General features: G+C 59.4%; 13 protein-coding genes. 10 read left to right on the forward strand and 3 right to left on the reverse strand.

What is annotated here, in order from left to right:
* Nucleotides 1–294: 294 nt before the first annotated feature.
* Nucleotides 295–2,565, reverse strand: a complete 2,271-nt coding sequence (gene clpA, locus ACTJKS_RS26155) for an ATP-dependent Clp protease ATP-binding subunit ClpA (protein ID WP_041073244.1) — start codon at nucleotides 2,563–2,565, stop codon at nucleotides 295–297.
* 30 nt (nucleotides 2,566–2,595) lie between these two features.
* The gene (gene clpS / locus ACTJKS_RS26160; RefSeq protein WP_011334948.1) at nucleotides 2,596–2,979 is read right to left on the reverse strand and encodes an ATP-dependent Clp protease adapter ClpS; all 384 of its coding nucleotides are present in this window, start codon (nucleotides 2,977–2,979) and stop codon (nucleotides 2,596–2,598) included.
* A 224-nt stretch (nucleotides 2,980–3,203) separates the two neighbouring features.
* On the opposite strand from clpS, the gene ACTJKS_RS26165 reads away from it, so the two are divergent.
* Complete coding sequence (locus ACTJKS_RS26165) at nucleotides 3,204–3,485, forward strand: cold shock domain-containing protein (protein ID WP_108182333.1); 282 nt, start codon at nucleotides 3,204–3,206, stop codon at nucleotides 3,483–3,485.
* A gap of 79 nt (nucleotides 3,486–3,564) precedes the next feature.
* Here ACTJKS_RS26165 and icd read toward each other — a convergent pair whose 3' ends face one another.
* The gene (gene icd / locus ACTJKS_RS26170; protein ID WP_041073239.1) at nucleotides 3,565–4,821 is read right to left on the reverse strand and encodes an NADP-dependent isocitrate dehydrogenase; all 1,257 of its coding nucleotides are present in this window, start codon (nucleotides 4,819–4,821) and stop codon (nucleotides 3,565–3,567) included.
* A 480-nt stretch (nucleotides 4,822–5,301) separates the two neighbouring features.
* Here icd and ACTJKS_RS26175 point away from each other — a divergent pair, with 480 nt between their 5' ends.
* From ACTJKS_RS26175 to aceA, 9 genes are all read left to right on the forward strand, one after another.
* Complete coding sequence (locus tag ACTJKS_RS26175) at nucleotides 5,302–7,527, forward strand: NADP-dependent isocitrate dehydrogenase (protein WP_041073238.1); 2,226 nt, start codon at nucleotides 5,302–5,304, stop codon at nucleotides 7,525–7,527.
* A gap of 196 nt (nucleotides 7,528–7,723) precedes the next feature.
* Nucleotides 7,724–8,170: an NUDIX hydrolase gene (locus ACTJKS_RS26180; protein WP_041073236.1), complete on the forward strand. Its 447-nt coding sequence runs from the start codon at nucleotides 7,724–7,726 to the stop codon at nucleotides 8,168–8,170.
* 59 nt (nucleotides 8,171–8,229) lie between these two features.
* Nucleotides 8,230–9,354 (forward strand): tRNA 2-thiouridine(34) synthase MnmA, encoded by a 1,125-nt coding sequence (gene mnmA, locus ACTJKS_RS26185; protein WP_108182332.1) that lies wholly within the window; start codon nucleotides 8,230–8,232, stop codon nucleotides 9,352–9,354.
* The gene (hflD, locus tag ACTJKS_RS26190; RefSeq protein ID WP_041073234.1) at nucleotides 9,351–9,974 is read left to right on the forward strand and encodes a high frequency lysogenization protein HflD; all 624 of its coding nucleotides are present in this window, start codon (nucleotides 9,351–9,353) and stop codon (nucleotides 9,972–9,974) included. Before mnmA ends, hflD begins: the two co-directional genes overlap by 4 nt.
* 127 nt (nucleotides 9,975–10,101) lie before the next feature.
* Nucleotides 10,102–11,472 (forward strand): adenylosuccinate lyase, encoded by a 1,371-nt coding sequence (gene purB, locus ACTJKS_RS26195; protein WP_027614666.1) that lies wholly within the window; start codon nucleotides 10,102–10,104, stop codon nucleotides 11,470–11,472.
* An 86-nt stretch (nucleotides 11,473–11,558) separates the two neighbouring features.
* Nucleotides 11,559–12,731, forward strand: a complete 1,173-nt coding sequence (locus tag ACTJKS_RS26200; RefSeq protein WP_041073232.1) for a ribosomal protein uL16 3-hydroxylase — start codon at nucleotides 11,559–11,561, stop codon at nucleotides 12,729–12,731.
* Entirely contained in the window at nucleotides 12,724–13,149 is a 426-nt protein-coding gene (locus tag ACTJKS_RS26205) for a GNAT family N-acetyltransferase (RefSeq protein ID WP_003223818.1), read from the forward strand. Before ACTJKS_RS26200 ends, ACTJKS_RS26205 begins: the two co-directional genes overlap by 8 nt.
* Before the next feature lie 263 nt (nucleotides 13,150–13,412).
* A complete protein-coding gene (locus tag ACTJKS_RS26210) occupies nucleotides 13,413–14,174 on the forward strand; it encodes a secretin N-terminal domain-containing protein (protein WP_108182331.1) in 762 nt (253 codons plus the stop codon).
* A gap of 473 nt (nucleotides 14,175–14,647) precedes the next feature.
* Nucleotides 14,648–15,973 (forward strand): isocitrate lyase, encoded by a 1,326-nt coding sequence (aceA, locus tag ACTJKS_RS26215; protein ID WP_041073228.1) that lies wholly within the window; start codon nucleotides 14,648–14,650, stop codon nucleotides 15,971–15,973.
* Nucleotides 15,974–16,260: the final 287 nt, after the last annotated feature.

Below are 16,260 nucleotides of genomic sequence, written 5' to 3' on the forward strand. Positions count from 1 at the left end.
GGAGCGCAGCGACCGTTTGGCGCAGCCAAACACAGCGAGAGGAGGTGCAGCGAAGCAAACCGTAGGCGCTGCCCCCGGATGAATCCCGCAGCGAAGGAACCCGAGCCTGAGCGAGGGCCGAACGTCAGGGTAAAGCCTTTTTGGTTACTTTTGAGGCGTTTGTCAAAAGTGACCCGCCGTAAGGGCGGAACCCTAAGCAGCCGTTACCGCAGCAACGGATATACACCCAAAAAAGATCAGACAACAAAAAAGGCGCCCGAAGGCGCCTTTCGCTTTACAACAGACCAACAACCGTCAGGCCATCTCAGCCGTAGTCTCGAAGTCAAACGTCAGCTCACCATCCTTGATGTCGATGTGTACCACACCGCCATGCTCGGCCAGCTCGCCAAACAGAATCTCCTCCGCCAGCGGACGCTTGATCTTGTCCTGGATCAGACGCGCCATCGGACGTGCGCCCATCGCCGAGTCGTAACCACCGGCCGCCAGCCAACTGCGCGCCGCATCGGTAACCTCCAGCAACACACGCTTGTCTTCCAGTTGCGCCTGCAGTTCGGTTAGGAACTTGTCCACCACACTTTTGATGACCTCATGGCTGAGGCGACCAAACTGGATAATGGTGTCCAGACGGTTACGGAACTCCGGCGTGAAGCTCTTCTTGATCACTTCCATCGCATCGGACGAGTGGTCCTGATGAGTGAAGCCGATCGAAGCCCGCGCTGCCGTCTCGGCGCCGGCGTTGGTGGTCATGATGATGATCACGTTGCGGAAGTCCGCCTTGCGCCCGTTGTTGTCGGTGAGCGTACCGTGGTCCATCACCTGCAGCAGCAGGTTGAAGACTTCCGGATGCGCCTTCTCGATTTCATCGAGCAGCAACACGCAGTGCGGCTGCTTGGTGATCGCTTCGGTCAACAGACCGCCCTGATCAAAGCCGACATAGCCTGGAGGCGCACCGATCAGACGCGATACGGTGTGGCGCTCCATGTACTCGGACATGTCGAAGCGCACCAGTTCGATCCCCAACGCCTTGGCCAGTTGCCGCGCAGCCTCGGTTTTGCCGACACCGGTTGGACCGGCAAACAGGAACGAACCCACTGGCTTGTCCGGCGACTTGAGGCCGGCGCGGGACAGCTTGATCGCGGTCGACAGCGAATCGATCGCCGCGTCCTGACCAAATACCGTCAGCTTCAGGTCACGCTCCAGATTGCGCAGCAGTTCCTTGTCGGAGCTGGTGACATGTTTCGGCGGAATCCGCGCGATTTTCGCCACGATGTCTTCAACCTGCGGCACGTCAATGCGCTTCACGCGCTTGTCGGCCGGCTGCAGACGCTGGTAGGCGCCCGCTTCGTCGATCACGTCGATGGCCTTGTCCGGCATGTGCCGGTCATTGATGTAACGCGATGCCAGCTCAGCAGCGGCGCGCAACGACTCATCGCTGTATTCGATGTTGTGGTGTTGCTCGAAACGCCCCTTCAGGCCGCGCAGGATACCGATGGTGTCTTCCACCGACGGCTCGACGACATCGACTTTCTGGAAGCGTCGTGCCAGCGCACGATCCTTCTCGAAGATGCCGCGAAATTCCTGGAACGTGGTCGAGCCGATGCAGCGAATGTCGCCAGACGACAGCAGCGGCTTGAGCAGGTTCGAGGCATCCATTACGCCACCGGACGCAGCGCCCGCACCGATGATGGTGTGAATCTCGTCGATGAACAGGATCGCCTGCGGACGTTTTTTCAGTTCATTGAGCAGCGCCTTGAAGCGCTTCTCGAAATCACCGCGATACTTGGTGCCTGCAAGCAGAGCGCCGAGGTCGAGCGAATAGACGACGCTATTGGCCAGCAAATCCGGCACCTGGTTGTCGACAATCCGCTTGGCCAGGCCTTCGGCAATCGCGGTTTTACCCACGCCCGCCTCGCCGACCAGCAGCGGATTGTTCTTGCGTCGACGCGCGAGGATCTGCGCGACACGCTCGACTTCCGTTTCGCGACCGACCAGCGGATCGATTCGACCCTGGCGCGCAAGTTCGTTGAGATTGCTGGCATAAGCATCCAGCGGATTGCCTGAAGAAGAAGACTCACCGCCCTCGTCGTCCTGCATATCTTGTTCACCTTCAGAGTGATCGCCATGCCCCGGCACCTTGGAGATGCCATGGGCGATATAGTTGACGACATCAATGCGCGCAACGCTCTGCTGTTTCAGCAGGAACACGGCCTGACTCTCTTGCTCACTGAAGATTGCAACCAGCACGTTGGCGCCAGTCACTTCGCGTTTGCCCGAGCTCTGTACATGAAAAACAGCACGTTGCAGTACACGCTGGAAGCCCAGGGTTGGCTGGGTTTCGCGATCTTCGTCATGGACGGGGATCAATGGCGTGGTTGAGTCGATGAACTCCTGCAGGTCGTGCTTGAGTTTGTCGAGGTTTGCGCCGCAGGCACGCAATACGGTGGCGGCAGCCTCATTGTCCAATAGGGCCAGCAGCAGGTGTTCGACGGTCATGAATTCATGACGCTTCGAACGAGCCTCCTTGAAGGCAAGATTGAGGGTGACTTCGAGCTCGCGGTTTAACATAGCTTCACCTCATACCCAAGTGGTCGGCGATTAACCGTCCTTCTCGATTTCACAGAGTAGCGGATGCTGGCTTTCCCTGGCGTACTGGTTGACCTGCATGGCCTTTGTCTCGGCGATGTCGCGGGTAAACACTCCACATACTGCCCGTCCTTCTGTGTGAACGGCCAGCATGACCTTGGTCGCCAGCTCGCGATTCAGGTTAAAAAACACCTCGAGCACTTCGACGACGAAATCCATCGGTGTGTAGTCATCGTTGAACAAAACCACCTTGTACATCGGCGGCGCCTGTAACGCAGGCTTTGCTTCCTGAACAGCAACGCCTGCCGAATCGTCGTCGTGCTCCTGTGGAAGATCCTTTTGGAGAAGCGGGCGATCCTGATTGAATGTTAGTCGAATCTGGCTGATTGCATGCATGGAAAGAAAGGTTCGTCAGTTGTGCAAATACAGTGGTGGGGGCGGCTGTACACCTTTTCAACTCCGACTGCCCGGTCACCTTGACTATCGGGAAAACGGTGTTACAACCAATAGAGCCCACAGTGGGTAAAAAAGATCCGCGGAGTCAATCTTTTTAACGGATTCGATTGCGGATGAATTGGATGATACTCCAGCGATGGAGACTGTTGCAGAGGGATTTGAGCATGGCTGTCGGCAAGGTGAAATGGTTCAACAATGCCAAGGGGTTCGGTTTCATTAACACCGACTCCCGCGAGGGGAAGGACGAGGACGGCAAGGACATCGATTTCTTTGCCCACTACTCCGCCATCAAGATGGACGGGTACAAAACCCTCAAAGCCGGGCAAACCGTCAAATTCGAGATCGTGCAAGGGCCCAAAGGCCTGCACGCCACAAATATTCAGAATGTCGAGGTCGCGAAAGATGCCGCCTCGACAGCCGCTCATCACCAATCCGTGACCAGCTGAAGCGACCCGAACACCTGCCAGAAAACACACCGCCCGGCTCGATCACTCGAGCCGGGCGGTTTTGTTGCGACTGCCGTTCTTACATGTGCTTGACGATCGCCTCACCGAAGCCCGAAGAAGACACCAGCGTGGCGCCTTCCATCAGACGTTCGAAGTCGTAAGTCACGGTCTTGGCCTTGATGGCGCCATTGGTGCCCTTGATGATCAGGTCAGCCGCTTCGGTCCAGCCCAGGTGACGCAACATCATCTCGGCCGACAGAATCACCGAACCCGGGTTGACCTGATCCTTGCCGGCGTACTTCGGCGCGGTACCGTGGGTGGCTTCGAACATTGCCACAGTGTCGGACAGGTTGGCGCCCGGCGCGATACCGATACCGCCCACTTCAGCCGCCAGGGCGTCGGAGAGGTAGTCACCGTTGAGGTTCAGCGTGGCGATCACGTCGTACTCGGCCGGACGCAGCAGGATCTGCTGGAGCATGGCGTCGGCAATGGCATCCTTGACGATGACTTCACGGCCGGTTTTCGGGTTCTTGAACTTCATCCATGGGCCGCCATCGAGCAGCTCGGCGCCGAATTCTTCCTTCGCCACCTCGTAGCCCCAGTCCTTGAAGGCACCTTCGGTGAATTTCATGATGTTGCCCTTGTGCACGATGGTCAGCGACTTGCGGTCGTTGTCCACCACGTATTGCAGGGCCTTGCGCACCAGGCGCTTGGTGCCTTCCTTGGAAACAGGCTTGATGCCGATACCGCAATCCTGGTCGAAACGGATCTTGGTGACGCCCATTTCTTCTTTCAGAAACTTGATGACCTTGGTGGCCTCAGGGGAGCCGGCCTTCCACTCGATGCCGGCATAGATGTCTTCGGAGTTCTCGCGAAAGATCACCATGTCGACGTCGCCAGGCTTTTTCACCGGGCTCGGTACGCCTTCGAACCACACCACTGGACGCAGGCAGACATAGAGATCGAGTTGCTGGCGCAGGGCCACGTTGAGGGAGCGGATGCCGCCACCGACCGGGGTGGTCAGCGGGCCCTTGATGGAGACCACGTAATCCTTGACGGCGTCCAGGGTTTCCTGGGGCAGCCAGGTGTCCTGGTCATAGACCTGAGTCGCTTTTTCGCCAGCATAAACCTCCATCCAGGAAATCTTGCGCTTGCCCCCGTAGGCCTTGGCCACGGCAGCATCAACCACTTTGATCATCACCGGGCTGACGTCGACGCCAATGCCGTCACCTTCAATGAAGGGGATGATCGGGTTATCAGGAACATTGAGAGAATGGTCTGCATTGACGGTGATTTTGTCGCCGACGGCTGGAACCTGAATCTTCTTGTAACCCATGCTGAACTCCATTGTTTGGATTGAACATCTGGCTTGGTTCGAGCGTAACCCAGTTAAATCAACACGCAAACCCTCTGTTCACGACGCGGGCACATCTGGTTTCGTACAAGCCTGAAAGCAAAGGGAAAAGCGCCAAACTCAAGCATTCCCGGCGACTCTACGCCCCACCCCGCCCTGCGACCTTTAGACCAATGGACGAGACCGGTTGCATATGAACCATCGGCAGATTGCCAGCTACCTATGTATAATGCCGCCCGCTGACCAAAGGGTCACGACGGCTGGCCTCTCTAGCACGAGACTTTCCGCCTGATTGGTCGGGTTGTTACCGCAGCCTGACTGCTTGACGCTCAACGATGCACCCAACATCACCGCGAAGATTCTCGACATTCGGTTCATGGATGACTTTGAACGAACGCGCTTACCCGGCGCCCCTCGAGTTTCTGCGCACGCTTTAGCAAAGAAGAGAGAGTTAATCCGAATATGCCCACCCGCTCGAAGATCATCTATACCTTCACCGACGAAGCTCCAGCCCTCGCCACCTATTCCCTGCTGCCGATCATCGAGGCTTACACCGCCTCGGCCGATATCGCCGTGGAAACCCGCGATATCTCTCTTGCAGCACGCATCCTGGCCAGCTTCCCCGAGCAACTGGGCGACAAAGCCGTAGCCGACCACCTCGCCGAACTGGGCGCCCTGGCCGTTACGCCTGAAGCCAACATCATCAAGCTGCCGAACATCAGCGCTTCGGTACCTCAGCTGCAAGCGGCAATCAAAGAGCTGCAAGCCCAGGGCTACAACCTGCCGGACTACCCGGAAACCGTGACCAACGACGCCGAAAAAGAAGCCAAGGCGCGTTACGACAAGGTCAAGGGCAGCGCCGTGAACCCGGTTCTGCGTGAAGGCAACTCCGACCGCCGCGCTCCGCTGTCGGTCAAGAACTATGCGCGCAAGCACCCGCACAAAATGGGCGCCTGGGCCAAAGACTCCAAGTCCCACGTGGCTCACATGAGCACCGGCGATTTCTACGGCAGCGAAAAAGCTGCCCTGATCGACGCCGCTGACGCTGTGAAGATCGAACTGATTGCCAAAGATGGCACCGCGACCGTCCTGAAAGAGAAAACCAGCGTTCAGGCCGGCGAGATCCTCGACTGCGCCGTGATGAGCAAAAACGCCCTGCGTGCGTTCATCGCTGCTGAAATCGACAGCGCCAAGGCGCAAGGCGTACTGCTCTCGGTGCACCTGAAAGCGACCATGATGAAGGTCTCTGACCCGATCATGTTCGGCCAGATTGTTGCCGAGTTCTATAAAGACGCCCTGACCAAGCACGCTGACGTGCTGGCCCAGATCGGCTTCAACCTGAACAACGGCATTGGCGATCTGTACGCGCGCATCAAGGCTCTGCCGGCCGAGCAGCAAGCACAGATCGAAGCGGACATCGCAGCGGTCTACGCCGCGCGTCCATCGCTGGCGATGGTCAATTCCGACAAGGGCATCACCAACCTGCACGTGCCGAGCGACGTTATCGTCGACGCCTCGATGCCAGCAATGATCCGTGACTCCGGCAAGATGTGGGGCACCGACGGTCAACTGCACGACACCAAGGCAGTGATCCCGGATCGTTGCTACGCAACCATCTACCAGGCCGTGATCGAAGATTGCAAAGCCAATGGCGCGTTCGATCCGACCACCATGGGCAGCGTGCCAAACGTTGGCCTGATGGCGAAGAAAGCCGAAGAGTACGGCTCGCACGACAAGACTTTCCAGATCAAGGCTGACGGCGTGGTTCGCGTCACCGACAGCAAGGGCAACCTGCTGATGGAACAGGCTGTTGAAGCCGGCGACATCTTCCGCATGTGCCAGACCAAAGACGCGCCGATTCAGGACTGGGTCAAACTGGCCGTCAACCGCGCTCGCGCCAGCAGCACCCCGGCGATCTTCTGGCTGGACCCGATGCGCGCCCACGACGGCGTGGTTATCGAGAAGGTTCAGGCGTACCTGAAGGATCACGACACCAGCGGTCTGGACATCCAGATCATGGCGCCGGTCGATGCCATGAAGTACACCCTGCAGCGCACCCGCGAAGGCAAGGACACCATTTCGGTGACCGGCAACGTACTGCGCGACTACCTGACCGACCTGTTCCCGATCATGGAACTGGGCACCAGCGCCAAGATGCTGTCGATCGTGCCGCTGATGAACGGCGGTGGCCTGTTCGAAACCGGCGCTGGCGGTTCGGCGCCGAAGCACGTGCAGCAACTGGTCGAAGAGAACTTCCTGCGTTGGGACTCGCTGGGCGAATTCCTCGCGCTGGCAGCGTCCCTTGAGCATTTGGGCGTGAACTACAACAACCCGAAAGCACTGGTTCTGTCCAAGACCCTGGATCAGGCCACTGGCCAGTTCCTCGACAACAACAAGTCGCCATCGCGCAAAGTCGGCAACATCGACAACCGCGGCAGCCACTTCTACCTGGCGCTGTACTGGGCTCAGGCCCTGGCCGCCCAGACCGAAGACGCTGCACTACAAGCGCAGTTCGCGACCCTGGCCAAAACCCTGACCGAGAACGAGGCGACCATCGTTGCCGAGCTCAACGCCGTGCAGGGCAAGCCAGTGGACATCGGTGGTTACTACCACGCCGACGCCGAGCTGATCAGCAAGGCCATGCGCCCAAGCGCAACCTTCAACGCGGCGATTGCTGCGCTGGTTTAAGCTTGTAATGCTGCAAAGAAGCCCCGGCCCAGTGCCGGGGTTTCTGTTTCCGAATACAACACAAAACCCTGTGGGAGCTGGCTTGCCAGCGATAGCGGTGGATCAGGCACCTTCAATGGTGAATGATAAGCCGCCATCGCTGGCAAGCCAGCTCCCACAGGGAATCGGGTTAAACCTGGATATTGAGGAAGGTTTTATGGAATGGCTCCCCCACATCACCGTCGCCACCATCGTCGAAGACAACGGCCGCTTCCTGATGGTCGAAGAGCACAAGGCCGGGCGTAACGTGCTCAACCAGCCCGCCGGCCATCTCGACCCGGACGAAACCCTGATCGACGCCGCCATCCGCGAAACCCTCGAGGAAACCGGCTGGGACGTCGAACCCACTGGCGTGATCGGGATTTACCTGTACACCGCACCGAGCAACGGCGTGACTTACCAGCGCGTGTGCTTCAGCGCCAAAGCGGTGAAACACCACCCGGACTATCAACTCGACGACGGCATCGTCGGCGCCAAGTGGTTGACCCGTAGCGAATTAATCGCTCAGCGCGACAACTGGCGCAGCGAGCTGATCATCCGCTGCATCGACGACTATCTGGCCGGTCATCACTTCAGTCTCGAACTGATCCGCCCTTCTCTTTAGCCTTGAGGCCGTGAGCCTGCTAGAATCGCGTCCTTTTTCAAGACACTCATTGAATCCCTATGCGTGATCCAGCCCCTTCTGACACATCCAAGAAGCGCGTCATTGTCGGCATGTCCGGCGGCGTGGACTCTTCCGTTTCCGCTCTCCTGCTGATCGAGCAGGGTTACGAGGTGGAAGGCCTGTTCATGAAGAACTGGGAAGAAGACGACGGAACGGAATACTGCACCGCCATGGATGACCTGGCGGATGCCCAGGCCGTGTGCGACAAGATCGGCATCAAGCTGCACACCGCCAACTTCGCCGCCGAGTACTGGGACAACGTGTTCGAGCACTTCCTCGCCGAATACAAGGCCGGTCGCACGCCGAACCCGGACATCCTGTGCAACCGCGAGATCAAGTTCAAGGCGTTCCTCGACTACGCCATGATGCTTGGTGCCGACCTGATTGCCACCGGCCACTACGTGCGCCGTCGTGACATCGATGGCCGCACCGAACTGCTCAAGGGCCTCGATCCGAACAAGGATCAGAGCTATTTCCTGCACGCCGTCGGCGGCGAACAGATCGCCAAGACCCTGTTCCCGGTCGGTGAACTGGAAAAGCCCGAAGTGCGCGCCATTGCCGAGAAATACGAGCTGGCGACCGCCAAGAAGAAGGATTCCACCGGAATCTGCTTCATCGGTGAACGACGCTTCAGCGATTTCCTCAAGCAATACCTGCCGGCGCAACCGGGCGAGATCAAGACCACCGAAGGCGAGGTCATCGGCCGTCACCACGGCTTGATGTACCACACCATCGGTCAGCGTCAGGGCCTGGGTATCGGCGGCCTGAAAGATGCCGGCGACGAACCGTGGTACGTGCTGCGCAAGGATCTGGACACCAACGAGCTGATCGTCGGCCAAGGCAACAACCATCCGTGGCTGTTCTCCAGCGCCCTGCTCGCTTCGGAAATCTACTGGGTCAATCCGATCGACCTGAGCCAGCCGCTGCGCCTCACCGCCAAAGTGCGTTATCGCCAGAGCGATCAGGCTTGCACCCTGGAAAAAACCGAAAACGGCTACCGCGCTGTGTTCGACGAACCGCAACGCGCTGTCACCCCGGGCCAATCCGTGGTGTTCTACGACGATGAAATCTGCCTCGGGGGCGGCGTGATCGAAGTCGCCGAGCCGTGGAGCGGCCAGGCATGAGCCCGACTCAGGAGCAACTGACGGCGCTGGGCGGGGTGTTTCTCGCCGCCGTGCTGGTCGACCGGATCGCCAAGACCGGCCAGACCAGCGAAGCCGGCCTGAGCTGCATGCTCGGCAGCCTGCTGGTACGCGACCCGAAAGACACACTGGACGTGTACGGCGGCGACGATATCAATCTGCGCGAGGGTTATCGGGCATTGATCGGCGCCCTCGAGCGCGACCCGAGCACCCTGCAGCGCGAACCGCTGCGCTACGCCCTGTCGATGCTCGGCCTCGAACGTCAATTGGCCAAGCGTGACGACATGCTCGACACCATTGGCAAGCGCTTGCCGCAGATCCAGTCGCAGGTCGAACATTTCGGCCCGGCCCACGAAAACGTGATCGCCGCTTGCGGTGCACTGTATCAGGACACCTTGAGCACACTGCGCCAGCGGATTCAGGTGCATGGCGACATGCGCAACCTGCAACAACCGAGCAACGCTTCGAAGATCCGCGCCCTGCTGCTGGCCGGCATTCGCTCGGCACGCCTGTGGCGCCAGCTCGGCGGCCATCGCTGGCAGTTGGTGATCAGCCGGCGCAAGCTGCTCAAAGAGCTGTATCCGTTGATGCGCAGCGAGTAAATCGTCGCGCGATAAAAGGTTTGTAGTCTGTAGCGCGTAATACGCCGGTCAGTTGGCAACGGACCGGCGGATTTTTTCATGTATGATACGCGCCCCATTTCGTTGCCCGACTGTCCGAGAACACCCCATGCAGCTCTCTTCGCTCACTGCGGTTTCCCCTGTTGACGGCCGCTACGCCGGCAAAACCCAGGCCCTGCGCCCGATTTTCAGCGAGTACGGCCTGATCCGTGCCCGCGTCCTGGTTGAAGTGCGCTGGCTCCAGCGCCTGGCCGCCCACGCCGGTATCCCGGAAGTGCCCGCCTTCTCCGCCGAGGCCAACGCCGTTCTCAATGAACTGGCTGAAAACTTCTCGCTGGAGCACGCCGAGCGCGTCAAAGAGATCGAGCGCACCACCAACCACGACGTCAAGGCGATCGAATACCTGCTCAAGGAGCAGGCGGCCAAGCTGCCGGAGCTGGCCAAGGTCAGCGAGTTCATTCACTTTGCCTGCACCAGTGAAGACATCAACAACCTGTCCCACGCCCTGATGCTGCGCGAAGGCCGTGACGACGTGATGCTGCCGCTGATGCGCCAGACTGCCAACGCCATCCGCGAACTGGCAATCCGTTTCGCCGACGTGCCGATGCTGTCGCGCACCCACGGTCAACCGGCCTCCCCGACCACGCTGGGCAAAGAGCTGGCGAACGTGGTTTACCGTCTCGAGCGTCAGATCGCTCAAGTCGCTGCCGTGCCGCTGCTGGGCAAGATCAACGGCGCCGTAGGCAACTACAACGCGCACCTGTCGGCCTACCCGCAGATCGACTGGGAAGCCAACGCCCGCGCCTTCATCGAAGACGAACTGGGCCTGGGCTTCAACCCGTACACCACACAGATCGAACCGCACGACTACATCGCCGAGCTGTTCGACGCGATCGCGCGCTTCAACACCATCCTGATCGACTTCGACCGTGACATCTGGGGCTACATCTCCCTGGGTTACTTCAAGCAGCGCACCATCGCTGGCGAAATCGGTTCGTCGACCATGCCGCACAAGGTCAACCCGATCGACTTCGAAAACTCCGAAGGCAACCTGGGCATCGCCAACGCACTGTTCCAGCACCTGGCGAGCAAACTGCCGATCTCCCGCTGGCAGCGCGACCTGACCGACTCCACCGTACTGCGCAACCTTGGCGTGGGCTTTGCTCACAGCGTGATTGCCTACGAAGCCAGCCTCAAAGGCATCAGCAAACTCGAGCTCAACGCCGACAAGATTGCTGCCGATCTGGACGCTTGCTGGGAAGTATTGGCCGAGCCGATCCAGACCGTAATGCGCCGCTACAACATCGAAAACCCGTACGAGAAGCTGAAAGAACTGACCCGCGGCAAGGGCATCAGCCCTGAAGCGCTGCAGACTTTCATCGACGGCCTGGACATGCCAGCCGAAGCGAAAGCCGAGCTGAAACAGCTGACCCCGGCCAACTACATCGGTAACGCTGTGGCGCAAGCAAAACGCATCTGATTCACCGCTTGACCCGTTTGAGACGCCCGGCCGCGCCGGGCGTTTTTATTCCCGTCTGAAAAATGCTTTTTTTCAATAGGTTACACATGAATCCTGATACTCCTCTTCAACTTTTGGGCGGTCTTACGGCGCGCGAATTCATGCGCGATTACTGGCAGAAAAAGCCGCTGCTGATCCGTCAGGCCATCCCTGACTTCGAAAGCCCGATCGACGCCGACGAACTGGCCGGCCTGGCCCTGGAAGAAGAGGTCGAGTCGCGCCTGGTGATCGAACACGGCGAGCGTCCGTGGGAGCTGCGTCGCGGCCCGTTCGCCGAAGACGAATTCAGCAAGCTGCCGGAAAAAGAGTGGACCCTGCTCGTTCAGGCCGTTGATCAATTCGTCCCGGAAGTCAGCGAACTGCTGGAAAACTTCCGCTTCCTGCCGAGCTGGCGCGTCGACGACGTGATGATCAGCTTCGCCGCCCCCGGTGGCAGCGTCGGTCCGCACTTCGACAACTACGACGTGTTCCTGCTGCAAGGCCACGGCAAGCGCAACTGGAAGATCGGCCAGATGTGCGACTCCGAAAGCCCGCTGCTGCAACACGCGGATCTGCGCATCCTCGCCGAATTCCACGAAACCGAAGAATGGGTGCTGGAACCGGGCGACATGCTTTACCTGCCACCGCGTCTGGCCCATTGCGGCGTCGCCGTCGACAACTGCATGACCTACTCGGTCGGTTTCCGTGCGCCGAGCGCTTCTGAAGTGCTGACCCATTTCACTGACTTCCTCAGCCAGTTCCTGACTGACGAAGAACGCTACACCGACGCCGATGCGAAGCCGGTCAGCGATGATCCGCATCAGATCCAGCACGACGCACTCGGCCGCCTGAAAAGCCTGCTCGCCGAACACATGAGCGACGAACGCCTGCTGCTGACCTGGTTCGGCCAGTACATGACCGAACCGCGCTACCCGGAACTGGTGGTCGGCCCGGAAGACGTTGAAGAAGACGACTTCCTCAACGCCCTGCAAGACGGTGCGGTGCTGATCCGCAACCCGAGCGCGCGCCTGGCCTGGTCGGAAGTCGATGACGATCTGCTGCTGTTCGCCAGCGGTCAGAGCCGTTACCTGCCGGGCAAGCTGCGCGAGCTGTTGAAGATGATCTGCGCCGCCGATGCGCTGCACGTCGACAACCTCGGCGAGTGGCTGAACGACGAAGACGGTCGCGGCCTGCTGTGTGAGCTGGTCAAACAGGGCAGCCTGGGATTTGCCGATGAATAAGATTCGCGTACGTGTCGCAGACTGGCAAAAGGACAACGCCGAGATCCGGCGCATTCGTGAAACGGTGTTCATCGCCGAACAATCGGTGCCACCCGAGCTTGAATGGGACGCCGATGACGCGACCGCCGTGCATTTTCTGGCGTTCGAAGGTGACTTTCCGATCGGCACCGCGCGCCTGCTGCCCGACGGGCACATTGGCCGGGTTTCGGTACTGAAGGACTGGCGCGGGATGAAGGTGGGTGATGCGCTGATGCAGGCGGTCATCGCCGAAGCCGAAGCCCGCGGCCTGCAGCAGCAGATGCTCAGCGCCCAGGTACAGGCCACGGCGTTCTATGAGCGCCTGGGCTTCAGCCTGGTCAGTGAGGAATTCCTTGAAGCCGGGATTCCGCATGTCGATATGGTTCGCCATTCGGCCTGAGCGGCAGAAATCTTGTGATCTTTGGAGATCCTGTAGTGAGGGGATTTATCCCCGATGGACTGCGAAGCAGGCCCAAGGTTTTTTGGGGCCGCTCCGCGCCCCATCGGGGATAAATCCCCTCACTACAAAGGCTCTTGAGCGCCCTCTCAAAACGCCCCGCCATTTTCGGATGCCGGGGCGTTTTGCTGTCTACGATTCAACTTGCCCCACCCCGGGCCGACAAACTGGCAATATCAAGCCTTTCGAAAGCGGAGATAACGGACATGTCCCTACGCACACTGCTCACCACCCTGCTGCTCGGCTGCAGTTTTTCGGTGATGGCAGCCACAGAAATCGTGCCCCTCAATTACCGCACCAGTGCCGATATGCTGCCGATGGCGCAGGACTTCATCGGCAAGGACGGTCAGGTCAGCGCCTATGGCAATCAACTGATCATCAAGGCCGAGCCGGACAAGATCCAGGAACTCAAGGCGCTGATCAGTCAACTCGACACTGCGCCCAAACGCCTGCTGATCACGGTCGATACCAATGAAAACAACGACCGTGGCGATGAAGGCTACTCGGTCAACGGCGCCCAACCGAACCAGACCCGCATCATCAGCCGCAGCACCGCCAGCCGTGATGGCGGCGTGCAGCAGGTGCAAGCCACCGACGGCATGCCGGCGCTGATTCAAGTCGGTCAAAGTGTGCCGATCACCAGCAGCCAGACCAACTCCTACGGCGATTACAGCAGCCAGACGCAATACCGCAACGTCACCCAGGGTTTCTACGTGACGGCGAGCGTCACCGGCGACATCGTTCACCTGGCAATCAGTACCAACCGTGACCGCATGAACCAGGAACGTCCCGATGTAGTGAACGTGCAAAGTACCGACACAACGGTCAGCGGACGCCTGGGCGAATGGATCACTCTCGCCGGGGTGAATCGCCAGACTCAGGCCGACAAACAGGGGCTGGCCCGCAGCTACTCGACTCAAGGCCGGGATGACATGACCTTGCGGGTCAAAGTCGACGCCCTGGACTAAAGCACCGAAAACTGACTGATTAGTCGTATTAGACGAAAGATGTAGTGCTTGAAAAAAAGCACTACAAAACGTTTGACGAGCCAAAAAAGCGAAGGCATGATGGCCTCGCTCCCGCTAATCAGAGGCCCTGGCAAGGGCCTTCGAAGCGACGTTCGCACCTACCCCGCGAACCGCTTCGTGTCTGTACCGCCCACAAGGTGTGTTTGACGAGGTTGCCGACTGGAACGAAGTTGTCCCGAGGGACGGAAGCGTAATTAGGTAACCCGGCTTCACGCTGTAGAACGTATAAAGGCCCACGACGCCCGAATGCGCCCGCAGTCCGCCACTACCTGCTCACTTCCCCTCGAGCCCATCGTTCATCCCGTCGCCTACCCCGCCGAACCCGACCTGACCGCCTAAGCTTCTGGTCAGCGAGCGCAGGAATTTTCCACCGCAGAACAACTTTTCATAAAGACGCGACGAGGTTTATCTCCATGGCACTGACACGCGAACAGCAAATTGCAGCCCTTGAAAAAGACTGGGCTGAAAACCCGCGCTGGAAAGGCGTGACTCGCACTTACTCCGCTGCTGACGTCGTCCGTCTGCGTGGCTCGGTTCAACCTGAGCACACCTTTGCAAAAATGGGCGCCGAGAAGCTGTGGAACCTGGTGACCCAGGGTGCCAAGCCGTCCTTCCGCCCAGAGAAAGATTTCGTCAACTGCATGGGCGCCCTCACCGGTGGCCAGGCTGTTCAGCAGGTCAAGGCCGGTATCCAGGCGATCTACCTGTCGGGCTGGCAGGTGGCTGCAGACAACAACTCCGCAGAATCGATGTACCCGGACCAGTCGCTGTACCCGGTGGACTCGGTGCCAACCGTGGTCAAGCGCATCAACAACTCGTTCCGTCGCGCTGACCAGATCCAGTGGAAAGCCGGCAAGAACCCGGGCGACGAAGGCTACATCGACTACTTCGCGCCAATCGTGGCTGACGCCGAAGCCGGTTTCGGCGGCGTACTGAACGCCTACGAACTGATGAAGAGCATGATCGAAGCAGGCGCCGCCGGCGTGCACTTCGAAGACCAGTTGGCTTCCGTGAAAAAGTGCGGCCACATGGGCGGCAAGGTGCTGGTTCCAACCCAGGAAGCCGTACAGAAGCTGACCGCTGCTCGTCTGGCTGCCGACGTTGCCGGTGTACCGACCATCATCCTGGCCCGTACCGACGCCAACGCTGCCGACCTGCTGACTTCCGACTGCGACCCGTACGACCAGCCGTTCGTGACTGGCACCCGCACCCAGGAAGGTTTCTACAAGGTTCGCGCCGGTCTGGACCAGGCAATCGCCCGTGGCCTGGCCTACGCACCGTACGCCGACCTGATCTGGTGCGAAACCGCCAAGCCGGACCTGGAAGAAGCCCGTCGCTTCGCCGAAGCGATCAAAAAGGAATACCCGGACCAGATCCTGTCGTACAACTGCTCGCCTTCCTTCAACTGGAAGAAAAACCTGGACGACGCGACCATCGCCAAGTTCCAGCGCGAACTGTCCGCCATGGGCTACAAGCACCAGTTCATCACCCTGGCCGGCATTCACAACATGTGGCACAGCATGTTCAACCTGGCGCACGACTACGCCCGCAACGACATGACTGCCTACGTGAAGCTGCAGGAGCAGGAATTCGCTGACGCCGCCAAGGGCTACACCTTCGTGGCTCACCAGCAGGAAGTGGGCACCGGCTACTTCGACGACATGACTACCGTGATTCAGGGCGGCACGTCCTCGGTGACCGCGCTGACCGGTTCGACCGAAGAAGAACAGTTCCACTGATTCGACTTCGCTGAGCAAACGGCCTTTGCGGATCGTATAAAAAGCTAACCGCAAAGCCGCAAGACTGACGCCCCGACTGGTTCGGGGCGTTTTTTTGCCCGCAGATTTCTCCGCCCGCCCGGTAGGAGCTGCCGAAGGCTGCGATCTTTTGATCTTGTCTTTAAAAAGCAAAGTCAAAAGATCGCAGCCTGCGGCAGCTCCTACAAAGGGTAGATCCTTCAACGACCCTTGTGGGAGCGAGCCTGCTCGCGAAAGCGTATTGTCAGCCTGCACATGCGGCGACTGAC

It is taken from the genome of Pseudomonas sp. 22189 (assembly GCF_052045635.1).
GTDB classification, from domain to species: domain Bacteria; phylum Pseudomonadota; class Gammaproteobacteria; order Pseudomonadales; family Pseudomonadaceae; genus Aquipseudomonas; species Aquipseudomonas parakoreensis.

Coding starts and splice junctions, on each gene's coding strand:
- clpA (WP_041073244.1), bottom strand. CDS start 2,565: ATGTTAAACCGCGAGCTCGAAGTCACCCTCAATCTTGCCTTCAAGGAG.
- clpS (WP_011334948.1), bottom strand. CDS start 2,979: ATGCATGCAATCAGCCAGATTCGACTAACATTCAATCAGGATCGCCCG.
- ACTJKS_RS26165 (WP_108182333.1), top strand. CDS start 3,204: ATGGCTGTCGGCAAGGTGAAATGGTTCAACAATGCCAAGGGGTTCGGT.
- icd (WP_041073239.1), bottom strand. CDS start 4,821: ATGGGTTACAAGAAGATTCAGGTTCCAGCCGTCGGCGACAAAATCACC.
- ACTJKS_RS26175 (WP_041073238.1), top strand. CDS start 5,302: ATGCCCACCCGCTCGAAGATCATCTATACCTTCACCGACGAAGCTCCA.
- ACTJKS_RS26180 (WP_041073236.1), top strand. CDS start 7,724: ATGGAATGGCTCCCCCACATCACCGTCGCCACCATCGTCGAAGACAAC.
- mnmA (WP_108182332.1), top strand. CDS start 8,230: ATGCGTGATCCAGCCCCTTCTGACACATCCAAGAAGCGCGTCATTGTC.
- hflD (WP_041073234.1), top strand. CDS start 9,351: ATGAGCCCGACTCAGGAGCAACTGACGGCGCTGGGCGGGGTGTTTCTC.
- purB (WP_027614666.1), top strand. CDS start 10,102: ATGCAGCTCTCTTCGCTCACTGCGGTTTCCCCTGTTGACGGCCGCTAC.
- ACTJKS_RS26200 (WP_041073232.1), top strand. CDS start 11,559: ATGAATCCTGATACTCCTCTTCAACTTTTGGGCGGTCTTACGGCGCGC.
- ACTJKS_RS26205 (WP_003223818.1), top strand. CDS start 12,724: ATGAATAAGATTCGCGTACGTGTCGCAGACTGGCAAAAGGACAACGCC.
- ACTJKS_RS26210 (WP_108182331.1), top strand. CDS start 13,413: ATGTCCCTACGCACACTGCTCACCACCCTGCTGCTCGGCTGCAGTTTT.
- aceA (WP_041073228.1), top strand. CDS start 14,648: ATGGCACTGACACGCGAACAGCAAATTGCAGCCCTTGAAAAAGACTGG.